22 protein-coding genes and 8 tRNA genes are annotated in these 20935 nt (G+C 34.1%); 17 read left to right on the top strand and 13 right to left on the bottom strand.

Translation table 11 applies throughout. The features are described 5' to 3' along the window. Positions 1-20: 20 nt before the first annotated feature. On the bottom strand, positions 21-398 hold the full coding sequence (locus tag AC3WRL_RS07305; protein ID WP_214829716.1) for a DUF3127 domain-containing protein: 378 nt from the start codon (positions 396-398) through the stop codon (positions 21-23). A 178-nt stretch (positions 399-576) separates the two neighbouring features. Between AC3WRL_RS07305 and AC3WRL_RS07300 the strand changes: the two genes are divergently transcribed. The 6 genes from AC3WRL_RS07300 to AC3WRL_RS07275 all read left to right on the top strand — a co-directional run bounded on the left by AC3WRL_RS07300 (position 577) and on the right by AC3WRL_RS07275 (position 1218). After that, positions 577-658: transfer RNA gene (locus AC3WRL_RS07300), tRNA-Leu, on the top strand. 9 nt (positions 659-667) lie between these two features. Then, a tRNA-Gly gene (locus AC3WRL_RS07295) sits at positions 668-740 on the top strand. Positions 741-749: 9 nt separating this feature from the next. Further along, a tRNA-Leu gene (locus AC3WRL_RS07290) sits at positions 750-833 on the top strand. Between the two features lie 129 nt (positions 834-962). Then, positions 963-1044, top strand: a tRNA-Leu gene (locus AC3WRL_RS07285). Between the two features lie 8 nt (positions 1045-1052). Beyond that, a tRNA-Gly gene (locus AC3WRL_RS07280) sits at positions 1053-1128 on the top strand. Between the two features lie 6 nt (positions 1129-1134). Continuing rightward, a tRNA-Leu gene (locus AC3WRL_RS07275) sits at positions 1135-1218 on the top strand. A gap of 257 nt (positions 1219-1475) precedes the next feature. Here AC3WRL_RS07275 and AC3WRL_RS07270 read toward each other — a convergent pair. The 4 genes from AC3WRL_RS07270 to AC3WRL_RS07255 are packed head-to-tail and all read right to left on the bottom strand — an operon-like array spanning position 1476 to position 3267. After that, on the bottom strand, positions 1476-1886 hold the full coding sequence (locus AC3WRL_RS07270) for a VOC family protein (RefSeq protein ID WP_492330020.1): 411 nt from the start codon (positions 1884-1886) through the stop codon (positions 1476-1478). A gap of 9 nt (positions 1887-1895) precedes the next feature. Beyond that, a complete protein-coding gene (locus AC3WRL_RS07265) occupies positions 1896-2345 on the bottom strand; it encodes an SRPBCC family protein (RefSeq protein WP_261510486.1) in 450 nt (149 codons plus the stop codon). A gap of 57 nt (positions 2346-2402) precedes the next feature. Then, positions 2403-2828, bottom strand: a complete 426-nt coding sequence (locus AC3WRL_RS07260; RefSeq protein WP_492330019.1) for a DoxX family protein — start codon at positions 2826-2828, stop codon at positions 2403-2405. Between the two features lie 13 nt (positions 2829-2841). Then, positions 2842-3267, bottom strand: a complete 426-nt coding sequence (locus AC3WRL_RS07255) for an SRPBCC family protein (RefSeq protein ID WP_261510482.1) — start codon at positions 3265-3267, stop codon at positions 2842-2844. A gap of 133 nt (positions 3268-3400) precedes the next feature. Here AC3WRL_RS07255 and AC3WRL_RS07250 point away from each other — a divergent pair, with 133 nt between their 5' ends. The 3 genes from AC3WRL_RS07250 (at position 3401) to AC3WRL_RS07240 (ending at position 4789) form a co-directional block, all read left to right on the top strand. Continuing rightward, a complete protein-coding gene (locus AC3WRL_RS07250) occupies positions 3401-4369 on the top strand; it encodes a GlxA family transcriptional regulator (RefSeq protein ID WP_492330018.1) in 969 nt (322 codons plus the stop codon). A gap of 255 nt (positions 4370-4624) precedes the next feature. Next, positions 4625-4697 (top strand) — tRNA-Gly (locus AC3WRL_RS07245). A 9-nt stretch (positions 4698-4706) separates the two neighbouring features. Next, a tRNA-Leu gene (locus tag AC3WRL_RS07240) sits at positions 4707-4789 on the top strand. Between the two features lie 166 nt (positions 4790-4955). On the opposite strand, the gene AC3WRL_RS07235 is transcribed toward AC3WRL_RS07240, so the two are convergent. Both AC3WRL_RS07235 and AC3WRL_RS07230 read right to left on the bottom strand, forming a co-directional pair. Then, entirely contained in the window at positions 4956-5477 is a 522-nt protein-coding gene (locus AC3WRL_RS07235) for an ImmA/IrrE family metallo-endopeptidase (RefSeq protein ID WP_492330017.1), read from the bottom strand. Between the two features lies 1 nt (position 5478). Then, entirely contained in the window at positions 5479-5808 is a 330-nt protein-coding gene (locus AC3WRL_RS07230) for a helix-turn-helix domain-containing protein (RefSeq protein WP_492330016.1), read from the bottom strand. Between the two features lie 603 nt (positions 5809-6411). On the opposite strand from AC3WRL_RS07230, the gene AC3WRL_RS07225 reads away from it, so the two are divergent. From AC3WRL_RS07225 to AC3WRL_RS07215, 3 genes are read left to right on the top strand one after another with little or no spacing between them, the layout of a single operon-like run. After that, on the top strand, positions 6412-7077 hold the full coding sequence (locus AC3WRL_RS07225; RefSeq protein ID WP_492330015.1) for a multiubiquitin domain-containing protein: 666 nt from the start codon (positions 6412-6414) through the stop codon (positions 7075-7077). Further along, entirely contained in the window at positions 7052-8209 is a 1158-nt protein-coding gene (locus AC3WRL_RS07220; RefSeq protein WP_492330014.1) for a ThiF family adenylyltransferase, read from the top strand. Before AC3WRL_RS07225 ends, AC3WRL_RS07220 begins: the two co-directional genes overlap by 26 nt. Continuing rightward, the gene (locus AC3WRL_RS07215; protein ID WP_492330013.1) at positions 8196-8501 is read left to right on the top strand and encodes a ubiquitination-like system serine protease family protein; all 306 of its coding nucleotides are present in this window, start codon (positions 8196-8198) and stop codon (positions 8499-8501) included. The genes AC3WRL_RS07220 and AC3WRL_RS07215 overlap by 14 nt, the downstream gene beginning before the upstream one ends. Positions 8502-8672: 171 nt before the next feature. On the opposite strand, the gene AC3WRL_RS07210 is transcribed toward AC3WRL_RS07215, so the two are convergent. Then, entirely contained in the window at positions 8673-10673 is a 2001-nt protein-coding gene (locus AC3WRL_RS07210; RefSeq protein ID WP_492330012.1) for a hypothetical protein, read from the bottom strand. A 268-nt stretch (positions 10674-10941) separates the two neighbouring features. Further along, entirely contained in the window at positions 10942-11322 is a 381-nt protein-coding gene (locus AC3WRL_RS07205) for a helix-turn-helix transcriptional regulator (RefSeq protein ID WP_492330011.1), read from the bottom strand. A gap of 216 nt (positions 11323-11538) precedes the next feature. Between AC3WRL_RS07205 and AC3WRL_RS07200 the strand changes: the two genes are divergently transcribed. Next, positions 11539-12858: a hypothetical protein gene (locus tag AC3WRL_RS07200; protein WP_492330010.1), complete on the top strand. Its 1320-nt coding sequence runs from the start codon at positions 11539-11541 to the stop codon at positions 12856-12858. Between the two features lie 248 nt (positions 12859-13106). Here AC3WRL_RS07200 and AC3WRL_RS07195 read toward each other — a convergent pair whose 3' ends face one another. From AC3WRL_RS07195 to AC3WRL_RS07180, 4 genes are all read right to left on the bottom strand, one after another. Next, positions 13107-13949: a lipopolysaccharide kinase InaA family protein gene (locus tag AC3WRL_RS07195; RefSeq protein ID WP_214829700.1), complete on the bottom strand. Its 843-nt coding sequence runs from the start codon at positions 13947-13949 to the stop codon at positions 13107-13109. A gap of 65 nt (positions 13950-14014) precedes the next feature. Further along, positions 14015-15055, bottom strand: a complete 1041-nt coding sequence (locus AC3WRL_RS07190; RefSeq protein WP_214829698.1) for a glycosyltransferase family 9 protein — start codon at positions 15053-15055, stop codon at positions 14015-14017. 440 nt (positions 15056-15495) lie between these two features. Then, positions 15496-15720, bottom strand: a complete 225-nt coding sequence (locus AC3WRL_RS07185) for a bacteriocin-like protein (protein ID WP_492330009.1) — start codon at positions 15718-15720, stop codon at positions 15496-15498. A gap of 129 nt (positions 15721-15849) precedes the next feature. Continuing rightward, positions 15850-16971 (bottom strand): acyltransferase family protein, encoded by a 1122-nt coding sequence (locus AC3WRL_RS07180; protein ID WP_492330008.1) that lies wholly within the window; start codon positions 16969-16971, stop codon positions 15850-15852. Positions 16972-17010: 39 nt separating this feature from the next. On the opposite strand from AC3WRL_RS07180, the gene AC3WRL_RS07175 reads away from it, so the two are divergent. The 4 genes from AC3WRL_RS07175 to AC3WRL_RS07160 all read left to right on the top strand — a co-directional run bounded on the left by AC3WRL_RS07175 (position 17011) and on the right by AC3WRL_RS07160 (position 20858). Further along, positions 17011-18216 (top strand): sensor histidine kinase, encoded by a 1206-nt coding sequence (locus AC3WRL_RS07175; protein WP_492330007.1) that lies wholly within the window; start codon positions 17011-17013, stop codon positions 18214-18216. Further along, positions 18209-18910, top strand: coding sequence for a LytR/AlgR family response regulator transcription factor (locus tag AC3WRL_RS07170; RefSeq protein WP_492330006.1), 702 nt, complete (start codon positions 18209-18211; stop codon positions 18908-18910). The genes AC3WRL_RS07175 and AC3WRL_RS07170 overlap by 8 nt, the downstream gene beginning before the upstream one ends. 123 nt (positions 18911-19033) lie before the next feature. Then, the gene (locus tag AC3WRL_RS07165; protein ID WP_492330005.1) at positions 19034-19399 is read left to right on the top strand and encodes a hypothetical protein; all 366 of its coding nucleotides are present in this window, start codon (positions 19034-19036) and stop codon (positions 19397-19399) included. A 43-nt stretch (positions 19400-19442) separates the two neighbouring features. Then, positions 19443-20858 (top strand): aminotransferase-like domain-containing protein, encoded by a 1416-nt coding sequence (locus AC3WRL_RS07160; RefSeq protein WP_261510472.1) that lies wholly within the window; start codon positions 19443-19445, stop codon positions 20856-20858. Positions 20859-20935 lie beyond the last annotated feature (77 nt).

Below are 20935 nucleotides of genomic sequence, written 5' to 3'. Positions count from 1 at the left end.
TTTTAATCGTTGTATCTTAATTAAAAAGGTAAATCATCATCCTCATCTCCTGCAAATGGATTCTCATTTGAAACCGGAGAAGCAGATTGTGATGGACTAGCCTGAGTTGGCTCAGATCCATTATCCATTACTTTTTCTATTTTCCAACCTGTAATAGAGTTGAAATATTTAGTTTCCCCTTGTGGAGACGTCCATTCTCTTCCTCTGATGTTGATTCCCACCTTTACATTTTCTCCTTCTTTAAGGTTATCTAATAAACTGATCTTATCAGACAAAAACTCTATGTTTATCGGCTGTGGATACTGTTCCTGAGTTAAAATAACCATTTCTCTCTTTTGAAATCCACTCGCAAATGTCTGAGCATCAAAAAGTTTCTTTACCGTTCCTTGTAATTCCATATCGTATATAATTAACGATGTAAAAGTAAGAAAATGAAATGTAATATTTGGGGTCAGGAAAAAAAAATGCCGAAATTTTAATTTTTTTTTGAAAACTCTTGCAATTAAAGAAAATTGCCCTATATTTGCACTCACAAAAACGAGAGAAGATCTTTAAAATATATCTTAACAAAACAATGCGGATGTGGTGTAATTGGTAGCCACGCCAGACTTAGGATCTGGTGCCGTGAGGCGTGGGGGTTCGAGTCCCTTCATCCGCACTACGTTTTGCGAAAATAGCTCAGCTGGTAGAGCACAACCTTGCCAAGGTTGGGGTCGCGGGTTCGAGTCCCGTTTTTCGCTCTACTTCATGCCCTGGTGGTGGAACTGGTAGACACGCAGGACTTAAAATCCTGTGTTCGTAAGAACGTGCGGGTTCAAGTCCCGCCCGGGGTACTAAAATCCTCTGTAACTTAGTTACGGAGGATTTTTTTTGTTTTTTAAGATGATTATTTTTTAAAATTGATTTCTTATATTTGTGATAAGAAAGTCGGTTATCTCTATTAATAGAGATCAACAAAACCAGCGGATGTGGTGTAATTGGTAGCCACGCCAGACTTAGGATCTGGTGCCGTGAGGCGTGGGGGTTCGAGTCCCTTCATCCGCACTACGTTTGCGAAAATAGCTCAGCTGGTAGAGCACAACCTTGCCAAGGTTGGGGTCGCGGGTTCGAATCCCGTTTTTCGCTCCACTCCATGCCCTGGTGGTGGAACTGGTAGACACGCAGGACTTAAAATCCTGTGTCCGTAAGGACGTACGGGTTCAAGTCCCGTCTGGGGTACAAGATCCTCTGTAACTTTGTTGCAGAGGATTTTTTGGTTTTAGGGGCTTTGTTAATTCTATTGTTCTTAATTTAATGGCTTCTTTGGCTTCAAACCGAAATGGGTCTGCCAAAAATTTATAACAGAATGCTATAACCCCAGTCCGACGAACCTTTACAACAGGATAAAGAAAAATAAAATACAGGAGATGTAATCCTATTTATAAATAAAACTATCAAAAATTTAATTTTGATAGTTTTTATCCTTAAGTCTTTTTTTACTTTTCGTGAGCCAATCCCAATATCCACCGAACCCCAAAAATATCGGTTATTTCGATGAGCCTTTGCTTTTTCAACTCCAGAGAAGAATCTGCTATATTCCCGCTGAGCTGTATGATGAACCTAAACCGTTCGGATGAATTCCGGCAAGGGAAATAAATTGCAAGGTGATTACCAATTTGATATCCTTCATCATGAACCAGGTCGGAACCATGAAGAACGATGCGTTCAGAAATTAGAGAACCACTAATCACAGGTTTATTGGGGTATTGATTTAGGGGTATTTCCAATATTTCAAAAAAAAGTTCGCCTCCAAAGCATGATTGGTAAAAAGTAAATGCTTCTTTACAATTTCCTGCCAGCGTTATGAATATTCCGAATTTTGCAGATTTATATTGTTGTTTAAGCATGTAGTTACATTAAGCATCCGGAATTTCAGGTTCAACAAGCCTTTTTAATTTATCAAGAGATTCCTGCCAGCCCAGATAGCACATTTCTGCAGGTATCTGTTCCGGAATACCGGTTTGTTCAATTCTGATTTCTGTTCCACACGATACTTTGCCGAATGAGACTGTAGTCGTCATTTCTCCCTGTAGAACAGGATTATCAAACTGCTCGATATATTTAAGGAACTGCCCTTCTCTGATCTCAGCATAAGTACCACCAAAGGAATGCCCATTACCAGTACTGAAATTAATGAAAGTCATTTTAAACTTTCCGCCTTCTTTAAAATCTGCCTGCTGTACAGTGCATATGAATCCATAAGGCGGAATCCAGGAGGCATAAGCTGTCACATCGGCAAATGCGCGAAAAACTTTTTCCGGAGCAGCCTGGATTATTCTGTGTAATGAAACGCTGTTATTTGTCATTTTGTTTGATTTTAGATGTTTGAATATATTTCAGTTTTTTTATAATAATCGGAAGCCTTATTGTGCTGCAGATATTTCATCATAGGAGGCAACTCCGGAAGCCGATACGTTTTCTTTTCGGACATTCCATTTCCGGAAGCGATAAGAAACTGCCAGCAAAGCCAGAAATATAAGAGGCATAAGCATATATGCCGGATTCCCATCAACACATGCGTGGCTTATAAATGCAAATATCAGGTTAAATGCGAGGCCTGCATAAGCCCATTCTTTTATTGTAGCCGGTATCTTATTAAGAGATATTGCTACAATTCCTAATATTTTACTGATAATTAATGCGTAAGCAAAATAGTCGGGATACCCCAGCGCTTTTGTTCCTGCATTTACATATTCCGGTGCAAACAATAATGTTGCAGCAGGCATAACGCCTTCCCATAAGGACAGTACAATGGTAGCTGCCCAGAAAATTATTCTATTCTTTTTCATGTTTTCTGATTTACTAATTATTAGATGATTCTGCATATTTTACAAAACTATTTAGAATAGCCTGCCAGCCTTGTTTCTGAAATTCAGGGTCATTCTCTGTTTCAGGATCAAAGCTTGTGGTTACCAACGTTTTTCCGTCCTGTTCATTGAAGATGGTAGAAGCTGTTCTTCCATCAGACATGGTATAAGTTATTTCCCTGTTTGGGTCCACCTTATCATAGGTGCCGGAGAAATCGAAACCGAAACTTCCATCCCTGGCTTCCATTCTGTTTGTAAATGTACCTCCTACTCTAAGATCGTTATTACTACTCGGACAATGCCAGCTTGGGTCTGCCGAATTCCAGTTCATAATATCTTCCGGCGAATTCCACATTTTCCATACTTTTTCCACAGGAGCATTAACTTCAGCTTGTACCTTAATTTTTACTTGTTCTTTCATTGTTTTAATTTTTTGTTGTTATTGTTATGACAAAGGTCGCATAGATAATAAAAATAGGGCTGTTGCAAAAACGACAACTTAAGGGGTGGATTGCGACAAAAAATATAAGTATCTTTACAACAAAATAAAAGGTATGCAGATATCAGTTTTTGTTCCTCAATATGGTACGATAGAAGCCATAACCCCGGCATTCAGGACTTTTCATACGGCCAATGAGTTTCTTTCCGTGTTTGGGAAAAAGCCCATCTTTAAAGTGGAATATGTAGGATTAAACGAATATGTTCCGGCTAATAGTGGGGAATATACGATAAAGACCAACAGGCTACTTCAGAACGTTACCCATACTGATCTGCTTATTATTCCTCCTACCTTTGGGACTATGGATGAAGGTATAGCAGCCAATGCAGACGCAATTCCTTATTTCAGGAAGCTTTATTTCGGAGGAACAAGCCTTGCCAGTTTATGTGTCGGAGCCTTTCTTCTTGCAGAAACAGGTCTTCTTGACGGCAGTAAATGTTCCACCCATTGGGCCTATATCAATGAGTTTAAAAACAGGTATCCGCAGGTAGAAGTAGAAGACGGCGCTATTATAACAGAGCATGATAATATTTACAGCAGTGGTGGAGCCAGCAGCTTATGGAACCTGATACTATACCTTGTAGAAAAATATTCGGACAGGGAAACAGCTATTATGATTTCAAAATATTTTGCATTAGATATAAGCAGAGATAACCAGTCGCAATTTGCGATTTTCCGTGGCCAGAGAAACCATACGGATGAACAGATTAAGAAGGTTCAGGATTTTATAGAGGAACACTATGAAGAGAAAATAAATGTTGAAAATCTTGCGGCATATGCCGGTACAGGACGCCGTACCTTTGAAAGAAGGTTTAAAGATGCAACAAACAATACTCCTGTAGAATACATGCAGCGGGTACGGATAGAAGCTGCTAAAAAGTTTTTTGAAGCATCACGGAAAAATGTTTCGGAAGTAATGTATGATGTAGGATATACGGATACGAAAGCTTTTCGTGATATTTTCAGAAAAATAACAGGACTTACGCCCATTGAATACCGAAATAAGTTTGCCAAAGTTTATTAAGTTATAACAGCAAGTTCGGTGTATAATAATCCGGCAAAGATATAGATGTGAGAAATTTATAATATTTTTATGTCTGCTGTTAGCATAGACAAACCATTGTTTAGCTGAATCCGCCATCTTGCAGCTCACGGAAAATAACCGGGGCAAATGCTATTTTCCCCAAATAAAAAGGTCTGAATAAATTTATAAGCCAACTGGATTGATGAGCGTAATATTTCACTGATATGCTAAAATAGTAGACCATCACACAAGTTTGCGAAAATAGCTCAGCTGGAAGAGCACAACCTTGCCAAGGTTGGGGGTCGCGGGTTCGAGTCCCGTTTTCGCTCTGCTTTATACCCTGGTGGTGGAATAGGTAGACACGAAGGACTTAAAATCCTGTGTTCGTAGGACGTACGGGTTCAAGTCCCGTCTGGGGTACAGATCCTCCGTACTTTATTGCAGAGGATTTTTTGTTTTTAAAGATAAGAGAATTGTTATTACTTCTTGTCTTTAGTTTTTCTTTTAAGTGTTTTCTTCTGGAATATCATAAAAAGTAAAACCCGTCAATAGCTGGCGGGTTTTACTTTTCCATTTTTTTTAAAGTTTAAATTAATCCTAAATTTATTAGTCTAAAGGTCATTGCTGATGAGCTTACTTCAAATTTACTCGCTAAGGAGGCGATTGTAGTATCATCGTGTAGATCACAATCTAATTCAATTATTTCCTTTCTAACTAAATTTTCGGGCATAAGAATATTCGCAGCAAAGTAATTTGCTTCCTTCTCTATCTTTTCTTCTTTAGAAGTGTATCCTTCCGACTTTTTTCTAAAGAATACATTATCCATAAACATTTTAGATTTCTGAGCGTGCAACTTATAATGTCCAAGTTCATGAGCTACAGTAAATCTTCTTCTTACATTACTAGATTTTTTATTTATTCCTATTGTTGTATTATCTCCTTCTATAACTAAAACTCCAGAAATATCATCTTCAAATGGATAATTTATCACACTAATCTCATCTCTCTTTAGAAGCTCTTCAAGGTTAATTGGAAGTGTCTGAAAAAGAGAAGTATTGTTATTGATATACTCTCGCGTAATATCAATAGTACTTTTTGAAATTGACATTTTATTTTTTGTTTTTTGAAACTATTCTCATAAATTTTACAAAGTCCCTGTCTTCTGAAAAAATTGACTTATCGAATCCTAAGCCAATAACGTTCGCTCTCTCAATTGCTGGTGAAATTTCTGGCAGTAAATCCTTAATATCTACCATTAAATAATTTGCAATTAATATTAAAGTATAAATGCTGGGCTTTTGCTTTCCTTTTTCTATATTAACAACTGACGGTCGGGATAAATCAAGAAATTTGGCGAGATCATCTTGATTTATATCCTTTTTAATTCTAATAGAGGAAATGTTAGCACCCAAATTTATAAAAAATTGGTTCTCATTCATATTTAGATTGCTTGATTCCTAACGCAAAGGTACAATTATATTTTCATTTATAAAATATTTTGCGATTTTTTATAAAAATAAGTTTTAAAAAATGTCAGGATAACAAACTTTACGACAAATGTTGGCGTATTTTATTTTATTTTTTTAGCATATTAAATATTTGATTATCAAATATTTGTATATTTTGATGTGAAAAAAAATAACTTATTTTGAAAAAAAATAAAATTTAAATTTGATAATTTGAAAAAATAAATTAACTTTGCTGAGCTCTTATGATTGAAATCATAATCGCAAAAAAAAACCAGGCAGTTAAAAAAAGCCTAGTTTGTAACATATCTTCCATTTAGCAAGGCCTTTGCAAGGCAAAACTAAGAAAATATTTGTTTTCGCACTTCAAATATATATACTTTAGAGATATCTTCCAAACTTTTTCGCTTTTTTTAACACCATGTTAATTTTTTGACATGGGCTTGTTATTGTTTAATTATTAAATCTTAGGTCGCAGAAACAATTATTTAGCGCACCACTAAGTGTGGTCTTGTGTTACGTAGAATGTAACAAAAATGTAAAATTTTAATAATAAAAAAAGTAAAAAATACTACTATGGAAGTATATAATAGACCACCACTTAAATTTTTAATAGATGGTGAAGAATTTTTAACAACAAATCAGTATATCACAGGGAAAGAGCTTAAAGATCTGAAAGGAATTCCCTATTCAACAGAATTATATCTATCAATTGATGCTCCATACGAGGATGAATTAATTGAAAATGAAATAAGAGTAAATCTTGCGAGACCCGATATAGAACAATTCTATGTAATTAAAAAGCTTGAATATTCCATTAATGGAAAAGATTTTGTTTCTTATAAACAATACGTAAAAGGGAGTGAAATTCGTAAGAAAGGAAATATCTCAGATGATCATATTGTTTATTTAGATAACCCTAAAGGATGGGAAGATGATTTAATCGAAGACAACGAGTTTGTTGATCTGGCTAGAGAGGGCAAGGAAAAATTTATTTCTAAGCCAAAGGAAAGAAGCTATATAGTAGTAAATGGTACAAATCATTACTGGGAAAAAGATACGATTTCTTTTGATGAAGTGATCGTATTGTCTGGGCACGTAATGAATAATCCAAATACAGCTTTTACAGTAGCGTATGAAAATGGGCATTTTTCTCACCCAGAGGGAGTGCTTACGAATGGTAAATCGATTAAGGTTAAACACAAAATGATATTTTATGTTACTGCAACAGATAAATCATAGCCCAGACGTTCGCTCTCTTTTAGACGAGGGGTACGAAGTAGAAATAAAAGGTGGATACATTTGTATCCACCATATTCCTTACGTTAATTCAAATAAAGAAATTAAATATGGTATTTTGTTCTCGCCATTTCAAACCACTCCTGATTTAGGTATTATAGCAAAACCAAATGATCATGTAATTCATTTCATAGGTGAAAAACCATGTCATACTGATGGAAATCCAATCACAGCTATTGAATATCAGGATAAACAAGTCTTATCTAAAGATTTTATTGCGGAGTATTCTTTTTCAAATAAACCTAAAAATCCATTTGAAAACTTTTACGACAAATTCACAAGCTACATTAGAGTTATATCCAATGAGGCTATTTCACTTGATTACACTAATAAAGTAACTGCAAAAACATTCAAACCAATTGTTATAACTGAATCAGAAATTCCATTTACTTATTTTGATTCCAATTCTTCAAGAGCAAGGATTGACTTTCTCAATGAGAAATTTAATGGGATGAAAGTAGCAATCGTAGGACTTGGGGGAACAGGTAGCTATATTCTTGATTTAGTGTCAAAAACGCCAGTGTTAGAAATACACTTATTTGACAATGATTCCTTTGAATCGCACAATGCTTTCAGAACCCCCGGAGCGGCTAGTATTATACAATTGAAAAATAGACCCGCAAAAGTGGATTACTTAACTCAGATTTATTCAAATATGCATTCAGGATTGATGCCTCATTTAGAAATAATTTCAGAAGTAAATATATCTGAGCTGGACAAGATGGATTTTGTATTTCTCAGTATTGATAGAAATGATGTTAGGAATTTTATAACAAAGTATTTATTATCAAAAAAAATATCTTTTATTGATGTAGGGTTAGGTGTTAATATTCAAAATGAAAAGCTTGCGGGAGCAACAAGAATAACATATTGTCAGCAAGTTGGAAGTGAATATAATGAGTTAGTGGATAATCAATATAATTCAAATATCCAAATTGCTGAATTGAATGCTCTTAATGCTGTTCAAGCAGTAATAAAATGGAAGCAACATTGTGGATTTTATGAAGGGGCATTAAATCAAAATTCTTCACATTTTATATTGGAAAAAACAAAAATATTTCATGATGAAGATTAGACATAAATTTACGGACGAAATTCCACAAAACCTTGAAGAAGGAATTTTGTATATATCAATTCAATACAAAGTAGCTGTCCATCTTTGTATGTGTGGATGCAAAAATAAGGTAGTCACAAGGCTTTCACCCAAAGATTGGAAATTAACATTTGATGGAGCAAGCACAACACTTTATCCTTCAATTGGAAATTGGAATTTTAGATGCCATTCACATTACTGGATAAAGAATGACTGTATTCTTATAATTAAGGATAAACCGCAAAAGAAAAAAAAGAAATTTCTTTTTTTTTAAATAGATATTCTAATAAAACTAAAAACAGCTGAATTACCAGCTGTTTTTAGTTTTATTAGAATATTTTATTCCCATTTGTATAAAATTTATGCATTAGAGGCTAATTCACTTCGATTATATCTTAAAAATGTAAAATTAAAAAAGATAGAAAGATTATGATGAGCTAAAAAGTTATGAATTTAGAATTTTTTGTATTTGGTGGAGTTTTTGATCATCTATTCCTAATTTTTTTATACTTTCAAAAGCATCAGGTTTTGGCTTTATCTTAGTAAGTATTGAGAGTTCATCTTTGTAAGAAAGGAAAGGTTCATAAAGTTTATGAAAAGTTTTTCCAATAGCTCCCTGAAACATTACTAGTTTTGGATTGTTTTCAGTTTTTACTCCACTTTTTAACGTGTGTTTAGATGCAATTCCGGGATATGGATCAATATAATAAATATTTTTTATTCCTAACTGAAATGCCTTTTTGCTACAAAGCTCACAAGGGCTTGCTGTGGTAAAAAGATAACCATTTAAAAGTTGATTACCACCATATTTAGCAATTTGCATCATAGCATTCTCTTCTGCATGTAATGATCTGGTGTGTACTTGATTTTTTTCATTTTCAAAACTATTATGAAAGGTTTTAAAACAGTATGAACAAGTCTTGCCGTTTAAATTTGTTAGATCTCCATCAACAAGTAGTTTTTTAACTTTCGTTTTAAAATCTTCCCCGTCTTTGTACTTAAAATCCTCCGAACTTTCAAGACCATCTTCTGTTTTATCTTTAGACTTTCCTAATTCAAAGTCACTAAAATGCATATTGTTTTTTCCATCCTCTAAATCCTTAATGTTTCTAAGAGAGCAAGGTATTTGCCCTTGTGCAACATCATTCCAGCCAATTGCCTTTACTCTAAATTGGTCGTCAGTAATTACGGCACCCACTTGCCTAGATATACATCCTGAATTGTATTTAGCATTAAAGGCGATTTGCATTGTTCTTTCAATTGCTGTTGGGGTTACAATACCAGGCTGGTGAATTAATGCCATTAATTTTATAATCTGTACGTCTAAGCCTAAATATTTATATCTTTTATCATGGATATTTGACTCGCAGTTAGGACAATCTTCAAATTCACCTTTTTTCATTTTTGAAAAAAACAAATGATATTCGCTCTTTTGTATACAATTTTCAATATCTGGAAAGGCAAAACGCCCACTATTGACGTCATCTCCTTTATATTCATTGTCATCTAATCCTATGATATTTTCTAAATGCATATGAATATTTTCTCCACTGTATCCAAATTCGGTAATACTTTTCTTAAGTTCATCATTTCTTTCTGATAGATTTTTTTTAACAGCTATCATATAGAATGCTGAAAATTTTTCCTTAAAAAAGCTTAATTCAAGAGAGTTTTTTAGAGAATCAATAACTATTTTACAATTTTCCTTACTTTCATTCCTCCATATTTTTATAAGCTGATTGATAGTTGCCGCTATAGTATATATATTATCAAGGTTTTCTCGTTGCTCGGGCAAATTAAGATTTTTGACCGTTTTATACCGTCTTAAGTTATTTGCTAGATCATGGACAAGACGTGTTTTTTTTGTAATGTTATATTTATGTAGAATGTTATAAAACAGTTCACAGAAGTTGAAAAAACTTCTAAAAATTTGATCACAGGGCTTTTGTAGTTTCAAAACTTCAAGAAACTCAGAGAGATCGAATTCTGTATGATTTTTTAAAAATTGAAAAGATTCCAAATTATCAGATAGTAATGTATTAAGGATTTTTTCAATATCAGAATCTTCTTTTGGATCAAATCTATTTTTAAAAGAAATTTTTTTACCAAGTTGTGTACTAGAGCCATTCTGAAAGAATACAGAAAAAAAGAATTTCGGAAAATCACTTGAGTTGATTGACTCATAAATCAAGTGTAATAGGAGTACATATTCGTAATTTATTATTGTAAAAGATCTCCAGTTTTCTTTTAAATAATTTTGGCAAATGTTGATTTTAATTGTTTCAGGATCAATTAGATTTTCAGGATTAATGTTCGAAGGTAGTTCGAAATTATAATCTTTAGTAGAAAGCCTCTGAGCTACTTCTGTACAGCCAGATCCTATACGACCTGTTAATCCAATTATCGTAAAATCTTTACGAAGATGGTATAATTCATCTAAGTTCATATCGTTGTTGGTTGTTAGTTTTTAATGATAATATGTCAAATTATTTGACATATTATAGCTAACCTACAAAAAATATTTGGAATTGTTTTAATTGTTGTGAATGTTTATAGTGTTATGTTGATTATGTTTTTTTGATAGTGCAATTAGACTGATTAAATAATTATAATATTTATCATTTATTGAAAATCAGAAACAAAACCTTTTTTCAACAAAAAAGCCCTACTTTAAAAAAGCAGGACTTATATTTTCAATCATTCCAAGAACAAAATTAATTCCCAGATTTAAATTTCTCCAATTCCTTCTTTAAAGCCTCATTCTGCTCCTTCAACAAATCAATATACTCTTTATGGTTTTCAAGCATATAGTCTGGAATATTATAGTATTGGTTTGTATTACCTGTTTGTTGAAAAGTACTGCTATCATTAAAAGTTAAATTGTCGTTGTTTTGAACAACGCCATTAGTTCTTTCTTCTTTAATATCTTCCACTGGAACATCCAAAGCTTTGGCCAGCTTCACCCATTCATCGTCAAATATCTTTACATCGCCGCTTTCTTTTCTGCAATAGTTTGAAACATCCGTTGCCAGAATTTTTGACATGTATTCCTGAGTATATCCTCTCTGCTTTCTTAGACTTTTTAGCTTTTCCATAGTGACATCTTAAATGTGCTTTCTACAAATATAAAGAAAATTGTTGTTGTTATTCTGGTGATTTTAGTTTTTCAAAGGTTCGTAAAAAGTTTTTCCGTTGGTTATATGTTTTTAATTATAATTTTTCATATGCTTAAATCGAAAGAAGAAAAGGCGAGTCAGATATAACTTTACAAACGAATAATAAAAATGTATAAATTTGGACTTGTTCTTCGTTTGCCTCACCATTGCAAAACCCCGAACAAGTTAATATTAGATAAAAATAAATCTCACAAAACGATTGTTAATATGGATACAAGATCTACCAATTTTCCCAATCAAAGAAAGCCCAATGCTGTATTACGTTTCCTGCATTTGTATGTTATTTCTTATGTGTATCTTTTTATCCTCACCTCACAGTTTTCGCCTTTAGCGGGAATATATAAAAACGGAGTGTTGTGGTTGTGTAAAAATGTTTTTCAGCAGCAGCAGGTGGAATATATTATGATGACTGGCAGTGGGGATACAACATTGGATTATTGGGTAGTTTTCGTCAGTATGGGCTTAGCTGCAGTGGCGGCGCTCATTATACTTTTTACAGATAAAAAGCAGCGTACATTTAAAGATCTTCATTGGTTTACGGTAGTAGTAGCACGTTATTATGTAGCCATGATCATGCTTTCGTATGGTTTTGCGAAACTGCACAACGGTCAGTTTCCTGCCAACTCGATTGGGAGGCTGGAAGAAAAAGTTGGCGATATGTCGCCCATGGGAATAATATGGGCTATGATGGGGGCTTCCAAAGGATATACATTTGTTTCCGGACTGCTGGAATCTATTGGTGGACTTTTACTTCTTTTCAGGCGAACAAAAACTTTTGGCGCGCTTTTTTCCATGACGGTGATGATCAATGTAGCGCTGCTGAATTTTTTTTATGATGTCCCCGTAAAAATATTTTCCAGCCATACTGTTTTGTTTTGTGTATTTATTGTAAGCGGTGATGCCATTGCGCTGTATCGCTTTTTTGTTTTGCATCAACCGTCGCAACTACGTTTTCAAAAACGAACATCCGACAAAAGGTGGAAGCGTATTACACTTATTGTCCTCAAGGGACTTGTCGTGGCTTATTTTATACTCACTTCTTCGTCAGTGCTGTCTTATACACCTCCAGCTGTACCAATGGAGGGCGCATATACGGTTGAGAAATTTATAATTAACAATCAGGAAATACCATCCTGCAGCAACGATTCTGTTGGCTGGAAAAAACTATTGATCAGTTACCCCGGCCGGACAGGTATAGTTCTTAACAATGACAAGACTAAGGCATTTCAGGGCGTTATAGATACACGAAAAAAAACACTTACACTTCGTAAAGAGGAACGAGACCATATATACGCAAATCTGCATTACAATGTTCAAAAAGACAGTATCATTTTTTTTACGGGAAATATGGGGAGCGACTCTGTAAGAATAAAAACAATAAGAAAGAAAAAGGAAGATTATCGGCTAAACAAGCGTGGTTTTCACTGGATCAATGAATATCCGTTTAACAAGTAAGTGATAAGCGTGTGTTCTCCGATGTTATAAAAAAACTTGTGAGAATAATAGGGAAAAATAAATAGAGGAGATGAAATTTAAAGTTAAAATTTGATATTAGGTTCTAAATAATAGTACAACAAAAACCCCCACTTAAAAAAGCAGGATTCTATATTTTCAATTATTCTAAAAGCAACAATTACTTCTCCAACTCCTTCTTCAAAGCTTCATCTGTTGCCCAATTATTTTAAATTATAATTCTTATCCACTTAAACGGAAAGAAGAAAAGGTAAGTCAGATTCTAAAAGGCTGATCATTGAAATGAGTATTAAATTTCTAGACACGGGAATGACTTTCAGGAAATATTTATAAAACTTCAATACTTTTTTTATCTTACGCTTGGTTCGTAGCTTGTTGCTGGCATTAACGATTTGTTTTAAAAAGTATTCGGGGGAAATTCCTGCCAGTAACGAATATTCTGTACTGATGATTTTGAGAATCTTTGGATCATTGGTTATTCGTGAAAAGTTTTTAATCCTTTTTGGAAGTTCAAAATCGGCATGAAAATTCATTCTGTTAAGATCTACCATAAAAAAACGATAGGCATCGTTGATCTTTTCTATTAAGAAATTTCCTGGAGAATTATCAATGAATTCAATTCCCTGTTCATGCAATTGAAAAACTAACTGGGTGTACGCTTTGATAATCTCTTTCACATCCTCAAAAGGTCTTTCGGAATAAAAAACGTTTTCTAAGGTACAGGTGTTTTCTAGTTGTTCGCTTATATAATAGCTGTTTGTTAGCCCCAGCCAATCATGAAATTCTACGTAGGCGATGGGCTGTGGGGAGTAGAAGTTTTTCTCAATCAGCATATTGGCATATTCGAAAGATCGTTTTGCTTTAGACTTACGGTAATACTTATAAACATGCCTGTTGATAAAGTTATGCTGCTTAAATGATTTAAAATTCAGCTGCTTTCCGTCGATTGTAAATGATTTTACAATATTTCTGCTTCCGGGACCAATTAAAGTACCCTCGTTATGGAAGTTTTTTATGATACGGATTATTTCATCCTTATAATGAGAATAATCGGGTGTAAGAACAATATTCATACTTATTATAAATGTAATTGTGGTAAAGATCAGTAGGTTTCAAGTTCAGTATTCGATGCAATTCTTTAATTAAGAACTGCTTTTAGCATGTCCATTATTTGATGTTCATTAACGTGGTTTGTATTAATAGAAAAACTTTTGTCATTGTAAGGTTTGTATGCGTTCTCATCAGTTACTGCAAACAGTCCTACAGTTGGGGTTTCTACAGCGCTGGACAAATGCATTACACCATTATCTGCAGCGATAAAAACACTTGTATTAGCAATGAAAGAACCCATCTCCCGAATATCTGTACTGTAGAAAGACGGGATTTTAAAATCTAATCTGGAAATATTTTCCACGGGTAAGAGTTCGATGATATTATAATCTGGAAACGCAGACTGTAAATTTTCATGAAATGAAGCCCACCAGTCTTTCGAATAACACTTGTCCCCGGTAGCGTTTGTGAAAAGACAAATGGTCCTTTTGTCATTGTTGATGATTTCGTTTAGTTTTATTTTGCCGGTTTCTATCTCATTTCTATCCAGTTTTATACTTAAAAAAGGGATTTTACCTGTATTTTCTTCAAATCCCAATTGGGTAAGAAATGCCCGGAGATTGTAGATTGCATTTTTTGCGGCATGTGGATAGTCCGGGTATTTTAAATGGAGTTCATCATTCCATTCATTAAAAAACTTGTACTCAGCATTGGCCATCTGAGTAGATAATTTTCCCGAAGATGAGCTGTGGCTTGTATTGATAACCAGATCATATTTGGTCCAGCGCAGCAGACTCCAGCCTTTTATATATTTTAATAAGTTACTGAACGGCTTCTTTGGAAGTTGAATGATCCGATCAATATTTTCGTAATTTTTAAAAATAATGGGTGAAATACTGCCTTTTACAAATAGATCAATTTTGGCATTTGGAAAAGTGTCAATAACTTCCTGAACTATTGGTGAAAGCAACAAAAGATTTCCCAATCTATGATTGGGGCGGGAGATGAGTATTTTTTTTATCGTTACCTCTTTGCCTTGCTTAACAGTGGAATTTGATTTTCCTATATTTTTTGTAAGGCTCCGCATCACCCTCCTCCTGATAACATTGAGTTGTTTGGGTATCTTCATAGCAAATAGGAGATCATCAGGATCTCGGTTTATGGATTAAAAACTTCTTAAAAAAATTGGATGTATAAATTTAATACAAAACAATCATTTGATTGATGTTTTTTTAAAAAGTTAATCGTGTTTACAAAATTTAATATTTTAAGTAAAATATTATAGTGGAAATGTTAGTTTAGGCTTATTTAAAATGGATATTCCCTGCTCTTAGAGAATAAATAACTTTTTGGTAATGAGGATGATAAAACGAATGTCTGGAAGAATTTTGTATTTAGTGAATGTAAGAAGTATAAAAAAGAAAATTTTGCCTCAGCAACATTCTACTTTAATGAAGGATGTATTTAGGGATAAACTCACAATAATATATTTTCATATAAATAAAAACAGGACTAATTAGCCTGTTTGCGTTATTAGATTTTAGATTGAATGATAATGAGTAATTCAATTTAAGACACCTCTGGAGGTGTGGATGTGGCGCATTGAAATTCTGGTTTGGGTTTAAAGCACATCCATACTGAATAGGAATAGGAACAGCAAGAGCCTGAAGCGCAGTCTGCATCACTTTTACAAAATGGGATGGCTGGACCACCTATTGTACCTCCACCAACACTTCCACCTTGTCCCAGAATTTCTTTTTGCTCTTGTCTGCTAAGCTTCTTAAAATTTTTCATAGGTTGTTGTATTTAAAATTATTATCCTAAAATTACCAGTATACTTAATACCAGGCCAGGACAAGCTAATAAATGGATTTACTTTCTATATAGATGTAGGTATTTTAAAGATAAGTGTTGGTTGATGGTTTATTTAATAGGTCTGTATCGGCGATTTACAATTCTTTTTAGTTTTGCCGAAGGTTTTTCAATAGCATATCTGTAAAATAATGCCCCAACGATACACGCTGACAAACAGATCAAAAGCACTATATTATCGGGAATAGCGATGTTTAAAGATTTTAATCCTTCCTGTACCATATGAATAACACCTTTATGGGAAAGATAGATGGCATAAGAAAGACTGGCGAGCTGATTGGTAATAAATAATCCCGATTTAGAAATAAAGGACGAATGGGAAATAGCAGACATAACGATCAGTCCATAGCTTATGGCAACTGAGGTAAATCCAAAAACAGAGGCGTTTTTTGAAGCTTGTTCATCACAGAACCAAAAAGAAAATCCCAGAAGGAGAACACCAGCAATAAAAAGAAGATTTCCATAGGTGTTGATCAGGACTTTAAATTTTAAAGAGAACTGAAATAAATAACCAATCAGAACTCCTATAGCTAAGCTATCCAAACGGGTATAAGTAGGATAATAGATATTCATATACCATTCTTTCCAAAAGTTTTCGGTATTGATATGAGGAACTATAAACCCGTGCCATGTAATAAACCGGATAAGTATACTGAAAATGAGAACTAAAGCGATAAAAATTTTTAAATATTTAAACGTTTTTGTTTTTAAAAATAATAACAATGAAAAGGGAAGCAAAAGGTAAAATTGTTCTTCAATACACAAAGACCAGGCATGAGAAAAAGTTCCCTGGTTGATCACATCAAGACCATAGTTTTGGATAAAGGTGAGAAATTTCCAAAGCGGAGATAAGCTTTCCCTTTCTCTAAAAAAAGGGAAACTGAAATACAGCAAAACGGTGAAGAGATAGGGCGGAATAATCCTGAAGAATCTATTGACAAAAAATGATCTGAGATCGATCTTCTGATGAATTTTTATTTCTTTGAAGAGCTGATTAGAGATCAGGAATCCGCTTAACACAAAGAATAGATCCACACCTGTCCATCCAAATCTTCCATAAATATCTACCCATTCAGGATGGGTAAATGCCCGGTAATGATAAAATAAGACCAACAGAATCGCAGTAGCTCTTAAGTGATCGAGTCCATAAAATCGCTCAGATGGTGTATCCATTATTGTTTTTTTGCAAATTTTTCTAAAAGAAGGCGCTTATTGAGCGATTGTGTCAGAATGAATGTATTTAATGGTAGAAAGCATCTTTTGCTGTCTGAATGTAAAATATCGTTATTCACCAGCAATTTTACTTTATTAAAAACTAAATGTATTTTCATCGATCTGGATTTTATATTTTTGGATATTGTGAAGACTACGAAAAAGAAGAGAATACAGCAGAATATTGGTTTCCAGGTTATTTTTTGGATAGGATTATTTTTGTTTGGAATGGCCAAAGATTATGGTCATTATGACTACGCCCATTTCAATGAAAACCTTATTTATGATATTAGCCATTGGATTTTTCAAATTGCAGGTGCCAATTTTATCTATTATGTGCTGATTGCCCGGTTTTTCAACAGCAAAAAATATTTTCTATTTTCAACTTACCTGGTTATAAGCATCTATATTATTTCGGTTATTAATAGAATTTTTATTGTGTACGCAGTAGAACCTGTTTTTATGAATTATCCCAAAGATAGCTTAGTGGATATCGTAACTGGCCTGAATTATCTTTTATTTTATTATGTATTCTCTATCGTAACAGGAAGTTTTATTTTTGTCGCTACGATGTTTATGATACGGTATAGAAATGAAAAAGAAAATACAACCCAACTTTTGAAAGAAAAGGCAGAACTTGAGCTAAAAGTATTAAAATCTCAATTAAACCCACACTTTTTATTCAATACACTAAATAATATCTACGCACTTTCTGTTGCTAATTCTGAACGGACCTCTGAATCGATCAATCGCCTTTCCGACATTCTGGATTATATTTTATACAAGGGACAAAGGAAAACAGTCCTTATTTCTGATGAGCTTTTAATTATAGATGACTATATAGAACTCGAGAAATTACGATACGATGAAAGATTAAAAGTCCGTAAATTCGAGAAACTGGAAAGCTCAAATACCATTCCTCCTTTGCTGTTTCTTTCTGTAGTGGAAAATGCATTTAAACATGGAGCCGGGAAAATATCAGGAAAAGCAGAAATTAATATCTGGGTAGAGACCAATCGGAATCACTCAGTTTTAAAAGTTGAAAATACGTGCCCGGACGCTGTAGAAGCTGAGAAAGAAGGACTTGGTTTGAAAAATATCAAGGAGCAGCTTCGACTGTATTTTGACAATCGGTTTGAGTTGAGTACCTTAAAAGAAAATAACTGGTTTACCATAAAAATAACGATACCTGCGCAAAATGATTAACTGTATCATAGTGGATGATGAACCTTTAGCCATACAGCTTTTGGAAAGTCACATTTCAAAGATTGAAACGTTGAAACTTTTAGGGACGGCTAAAAGTGCTATTGAAGCGTATCAGCTCTTACAGGAAAAGTCAATAGATTTGATGTTTCTGGATATCCAGATGCCTGATTTGAATGGGATAGACTTTTTGAAATCTCTTAATAAAAAACCTAAAACTATTTTTACAACAGCTTATCGCGAATTTGCTATTGAAGGATTCGAGCTTGAGGCGGTAGATTATATTTTAAAACCAATCACTTTTGAACGATTTTTTAAATCTGTGGATCGTGTACTTCGAAATGTTTCAACAGAGAAAACAGCTGAGGAGTTTATACTCCTAAAGTCTGAAGGTTTACAAAGGAAAATTCTGCTGAATGAGATCATTTACTTTGAAGGCAATGGTAATGATGTGAAAGTGGTATTAAAAGGAAGTTTGCATATTGTCGCTAAAAATAAAATTTCAGAGCTGAATGATGTACTTTCAGAGAAGGGATTTATAAGAGTACATCGGTCTTTTTTGATCAATTCCCTGTATGTCTCCGCTTTTAATAATGACGAGGTTTTATTGGAGAAGTCTTCAATTCCTGTGGGAAGAAGCTATAAAAGGGAGTTTGATGACTTTATTATTCATTTTTCAAAGAAGAGGATCAATTAAAATTTAATCAGAATTTGTATTTCTTTTTCAAAATAATATTGCTGTATCCACGATAATACTAAGTTCTGTATCTGTGTCCTTTCGTATAGGCTTTATAATTTTGTTTATTATAAAGCAAGCACTATGGAAACGCGTATTCAGTACCCACACAATCTCCAATATCAAGAAGTTTATATTTCTGATATGGTACTTTTAAAGAATATTTTTCTTCAAAAGCAAAATTCAAAAATCGTTAATGAGAGTTTTGGACTTCCCTTTCTTGTGGCAAAGAAAGCAAATGCTATTATTGCTTTTGCATGTCTTGTGGTAAACAGGTTTGGGAAACCTGATTTTATCATACATGAAGTTGGGGATTTAAATAAGGAAGAAAAAGGAGCTTTTGAATTCTTTGTTGAAGATTACTTTAAAAGAAACCCTTCAGAAAATTATAAAAACCCACAACAATTGAAAAGTACAATCAACAGTATTGTTAATTGGATCAATGTTTAACAAAGATATTTTCTGTTTACTTTATATTTAAAACGATCATCCTATGGCCAAAGAAGTTTTATACCTTAAAATAGCAAAAATAATGATGGAGCAAATCCAAACTGAGACATTACAGTTTGGAGATAAACTACCTTCACTCCGAAGTGCTCAGAAGCTATATAATGTTAGCCTGAATACCATAAAGCTGGCTTATATGGAGCTTGAGAGTCATTCTCTTATTGAATCGAAGCCTAAATTTGGCTATTTTGTAAGCCATACTTCACAACGAAAACTGGCGTTGCCATCTGTTGCCAAAATAAAAAGCTTTGAAGCTGAAGGAACAAAGGAAGATCTTATTGATAAGGTGTTTGGAACTATTTCAGAGAAGGATTTTACTCAGTTTGCTCTGGCAATTCCCGGCAAGAACTTTCTTCCTTTGGCCAAGATGAAAAAATCGATCATTAATGTTGTAAAGAGCAGAAATGACAGCGGAACGGATTATGAACCGGTACAGGGAAAACAGAGCCTTCGTCGGGAACTGGCAAAATGGTCATTGGTTATGGAAGGGAAAATTACGGAAGATGATCTGGTGATAACCTCTGGGGCAATGAATGCTATTTATAATAGTCTGATGGCCGTAACAAAGCCTGGTGATCTGGTTGCGGTGGAAAGCCCTGCTTATTTTGGAATTTTGCAGGCCATCCAGTTATTGGGACTAAAAGCAGTTGAAATTCCCACTCATCCGGTATATGGAGTAGATCTTGATGCTTTAAAAAAAGTATTGCCAAAATTATCAGCATGTTGTTTTGTGACGAACTTTAATAACCCGATGGGGTTTCAAATGCCTGATGAAAACAAGAGGGAGCTGGTGAGATTAATCACGCACTATAATGTTCCTTTGATCGAAGATGATATCTATGGGAATCTATATTTCGGAGCAGAACGTCCCAAGCCATGTAAGTTTTATGATGAGGCAGGATTGGTGATGTGGTTGGGTTCAGTTTCGAAGACCATGGCTCCCGGTTATCGGGTGGGGTGGGTGGCTCCGGGTCAGTTTAAAGATCGGATTATCCGCCAGAAGCTTGTTCAGACGGTATGCAGTCCATCATTATATTCTGATGTGATTACAGATTTTCTGGAACATGGCCGTTATGATCATCACTTGAGGACATTCAGAAATAAACTCTATGCTAATTACCTTCAGATTCAAAAAGCAGTTACGGCTTATTTTCCGGACAATACTAAAGTTTCCGAACCAAAAGGAGGTTTTATGTTATGGCTGGAGCTAGACAAAAGAATATGTACGGAAGATTTATTTGACGAAGCTTATAGTCAGAAGATCAATTTTGCTCCCGGAAGAATGTTTTCTCAATATGACCAATACAGAAACTGTATGCGATTGAATTATGCCTTAGAATGGACAGATAGGGTAGAAAGTGATCTTGAGAAATTGGGGAAAATGGTAAAAAACAATATATAAATATGGTGTTATTTAAAAATAAAAAAGATATTAGAACTTGGAGTAATCCGCGTTCTAATATCTATCCAATTTAAATC

The organism is Chryseobacterium sp. FW101-FHT12H09 (assembly GCF_058790395.1).
This window is presented reverse-complemented; position numbering and strand designations above follow the sequence as displayed.

What these genes read in the sequence shown, in the direction of transcription:
- AC3WRL_RS07305 (WP_214829716.1), bottom strand. Translation starts at nt 398, where the DNA reads ATGGAATTACAAGGAACGGTAAAGAAACTTTTTGATGCTCAGACATTT.
- AC3WRL_RS07270 (WP_492330020.1), bottom strand. Translation starts at nt 1,886, where the DNA reads ATGCTTAAACAACAATATAAATCTGCAAAATTCGGAATATTCATAACG.
- AC3WRL_RS07265 (WP_261510486.1), bottom strand. Translation starts at nt 2,345, where the DNA reads ATGACAAATAACAGCGTTTCATTACACAGAATAATCCAGGCTGCTCCG.
- AC3WRL_RS07260 (WP_492330019.1), bottom strand. Translation starts at nt 2,828, where the DNA reads ATGAAAAAGAATAGAATAATTTTCTGGGCAGCTACCATTGTACTGTCC.
- AC3WRL_RS07255 (WP_261510482.1), bottom strand. Translation starts at nt 3,267, where the DNA reads ATGAAAGAACAAGTAAAAATTAAGGTACAAGCTGAAGTTAATGCTCCT.
- AC3WRL_RS07250 (WP_492330018.1), top strand. Translation starts at nt 3,401, where the DNA reads ATGCAGATATCAGTTTTTGTTCCTCAATATGGTACGATAGAAGCCATA.
- AC3WRL_RS07235 (WP_492330017.1), bottom strand. Translation starts at nt 5,477, where the DNA reads ATGTCAATTTCAAAAAGTACTATTGATATTACGCGAGAGTATATCAAT.
- AC3WRL_RS07230 (WP_492330016.1), bottom strand. Translation starts at nt 5,808, where the DNA reads ATGAATGAGAACCAATTTTTTATAAATTTGGGTGCTAACATTTCCTCT.
- AC3WRL_RS07225 (WP_492330015.1), top strand. Translation starts at nt 6,412, where the DNA reads ATGGAAGTATATAATAGACCACCACTTAAATTTTTAATAGATGGTGAA.
- AC3WRL_RS07220 (WP_492330014.1), top strand. Translation starts at nt 7,052, where the DNA reads ATGTTACTGCAACAGATAAATCATAGCCCAGACGTTCGCTCTCTTTTA.
- AC3WRL_RS07215 (WP_492330013.1), top strand. Translation starts at nt 8,196, where the DNA reads ATGATGAAGATTAGACATAAATTTACGGACGAAATTCCACAAAACCTT.
- AC3WRL_RS07210 (WP_492330012.1), bottom strand. Translation starts at nt 10,673, where the DNA reads ATGAACTTAGATGAATTATACCATCTTCGTAAAGATTTTACGATAATT.
- AC3WRL_RS07205 (WP_492330011.1), bottom strand. Translation starts at nt 11,322, where the DNA reads ATGGAAAAGCTAAAAAGTCTAAGAAAGCAGAGAGGATATACTCAGGAA.
- AC3WRL_RS07195 (WP_214829700.1), bottom strand. Translation starts at nt 13,949, where the DNA reads ATGAATATTGTTCTTACACCCGATTATTCTCATTATAAGGATGAAATA.
- AC3WRL_RS07190 (WP_214829698.1), bottom strand. Translation starts at nt 15,055, where the DNA reads ATGAAGATACCCAAACAACTCAATGTTATCAGGAGGAGGGTGATGCGG.
- AC3WRL_RS07185 (WP_492330009.1), bottom strand. Translation starts at nt 15,720, where the DNA reads ATGAAAAATTTTAAGAAGCTTAGCAGACAAGAGCAAAAAGAAATTCTG.
- AC3WRL_RS07180 (WP_492330008.1), bottom strand. Translation starts at nt 16,971, where the DNA reads ATGGATACACCATCTGAGCGATTTTATGGACTCGATCACTTAAGAGCT.
- AC3WRL_RS07170 (WP_492330006.1), top strand. Translation starts at nt 18,209, where the DNA reads ATGATTAACTGTATCATAGTGGATGATGAACCTTTAGCCATACAGCTT.
- AC3WRL_RS07165 (WP_492330005.1), top strand. Translation starts at nt 19,034, where the DNA reads ATGGAAACGCGTATTCAGTACCCACACAATCTCCAATATCAAGAAGTT.
- AC3WRL_RS07160 (WP_261510472.1), top strand. Translation starts at nt 19,443, where the DNA reads ATGGCCAAAGAAGTTTTATACCTTAAAATAGCAAAAATAATGATGGAG.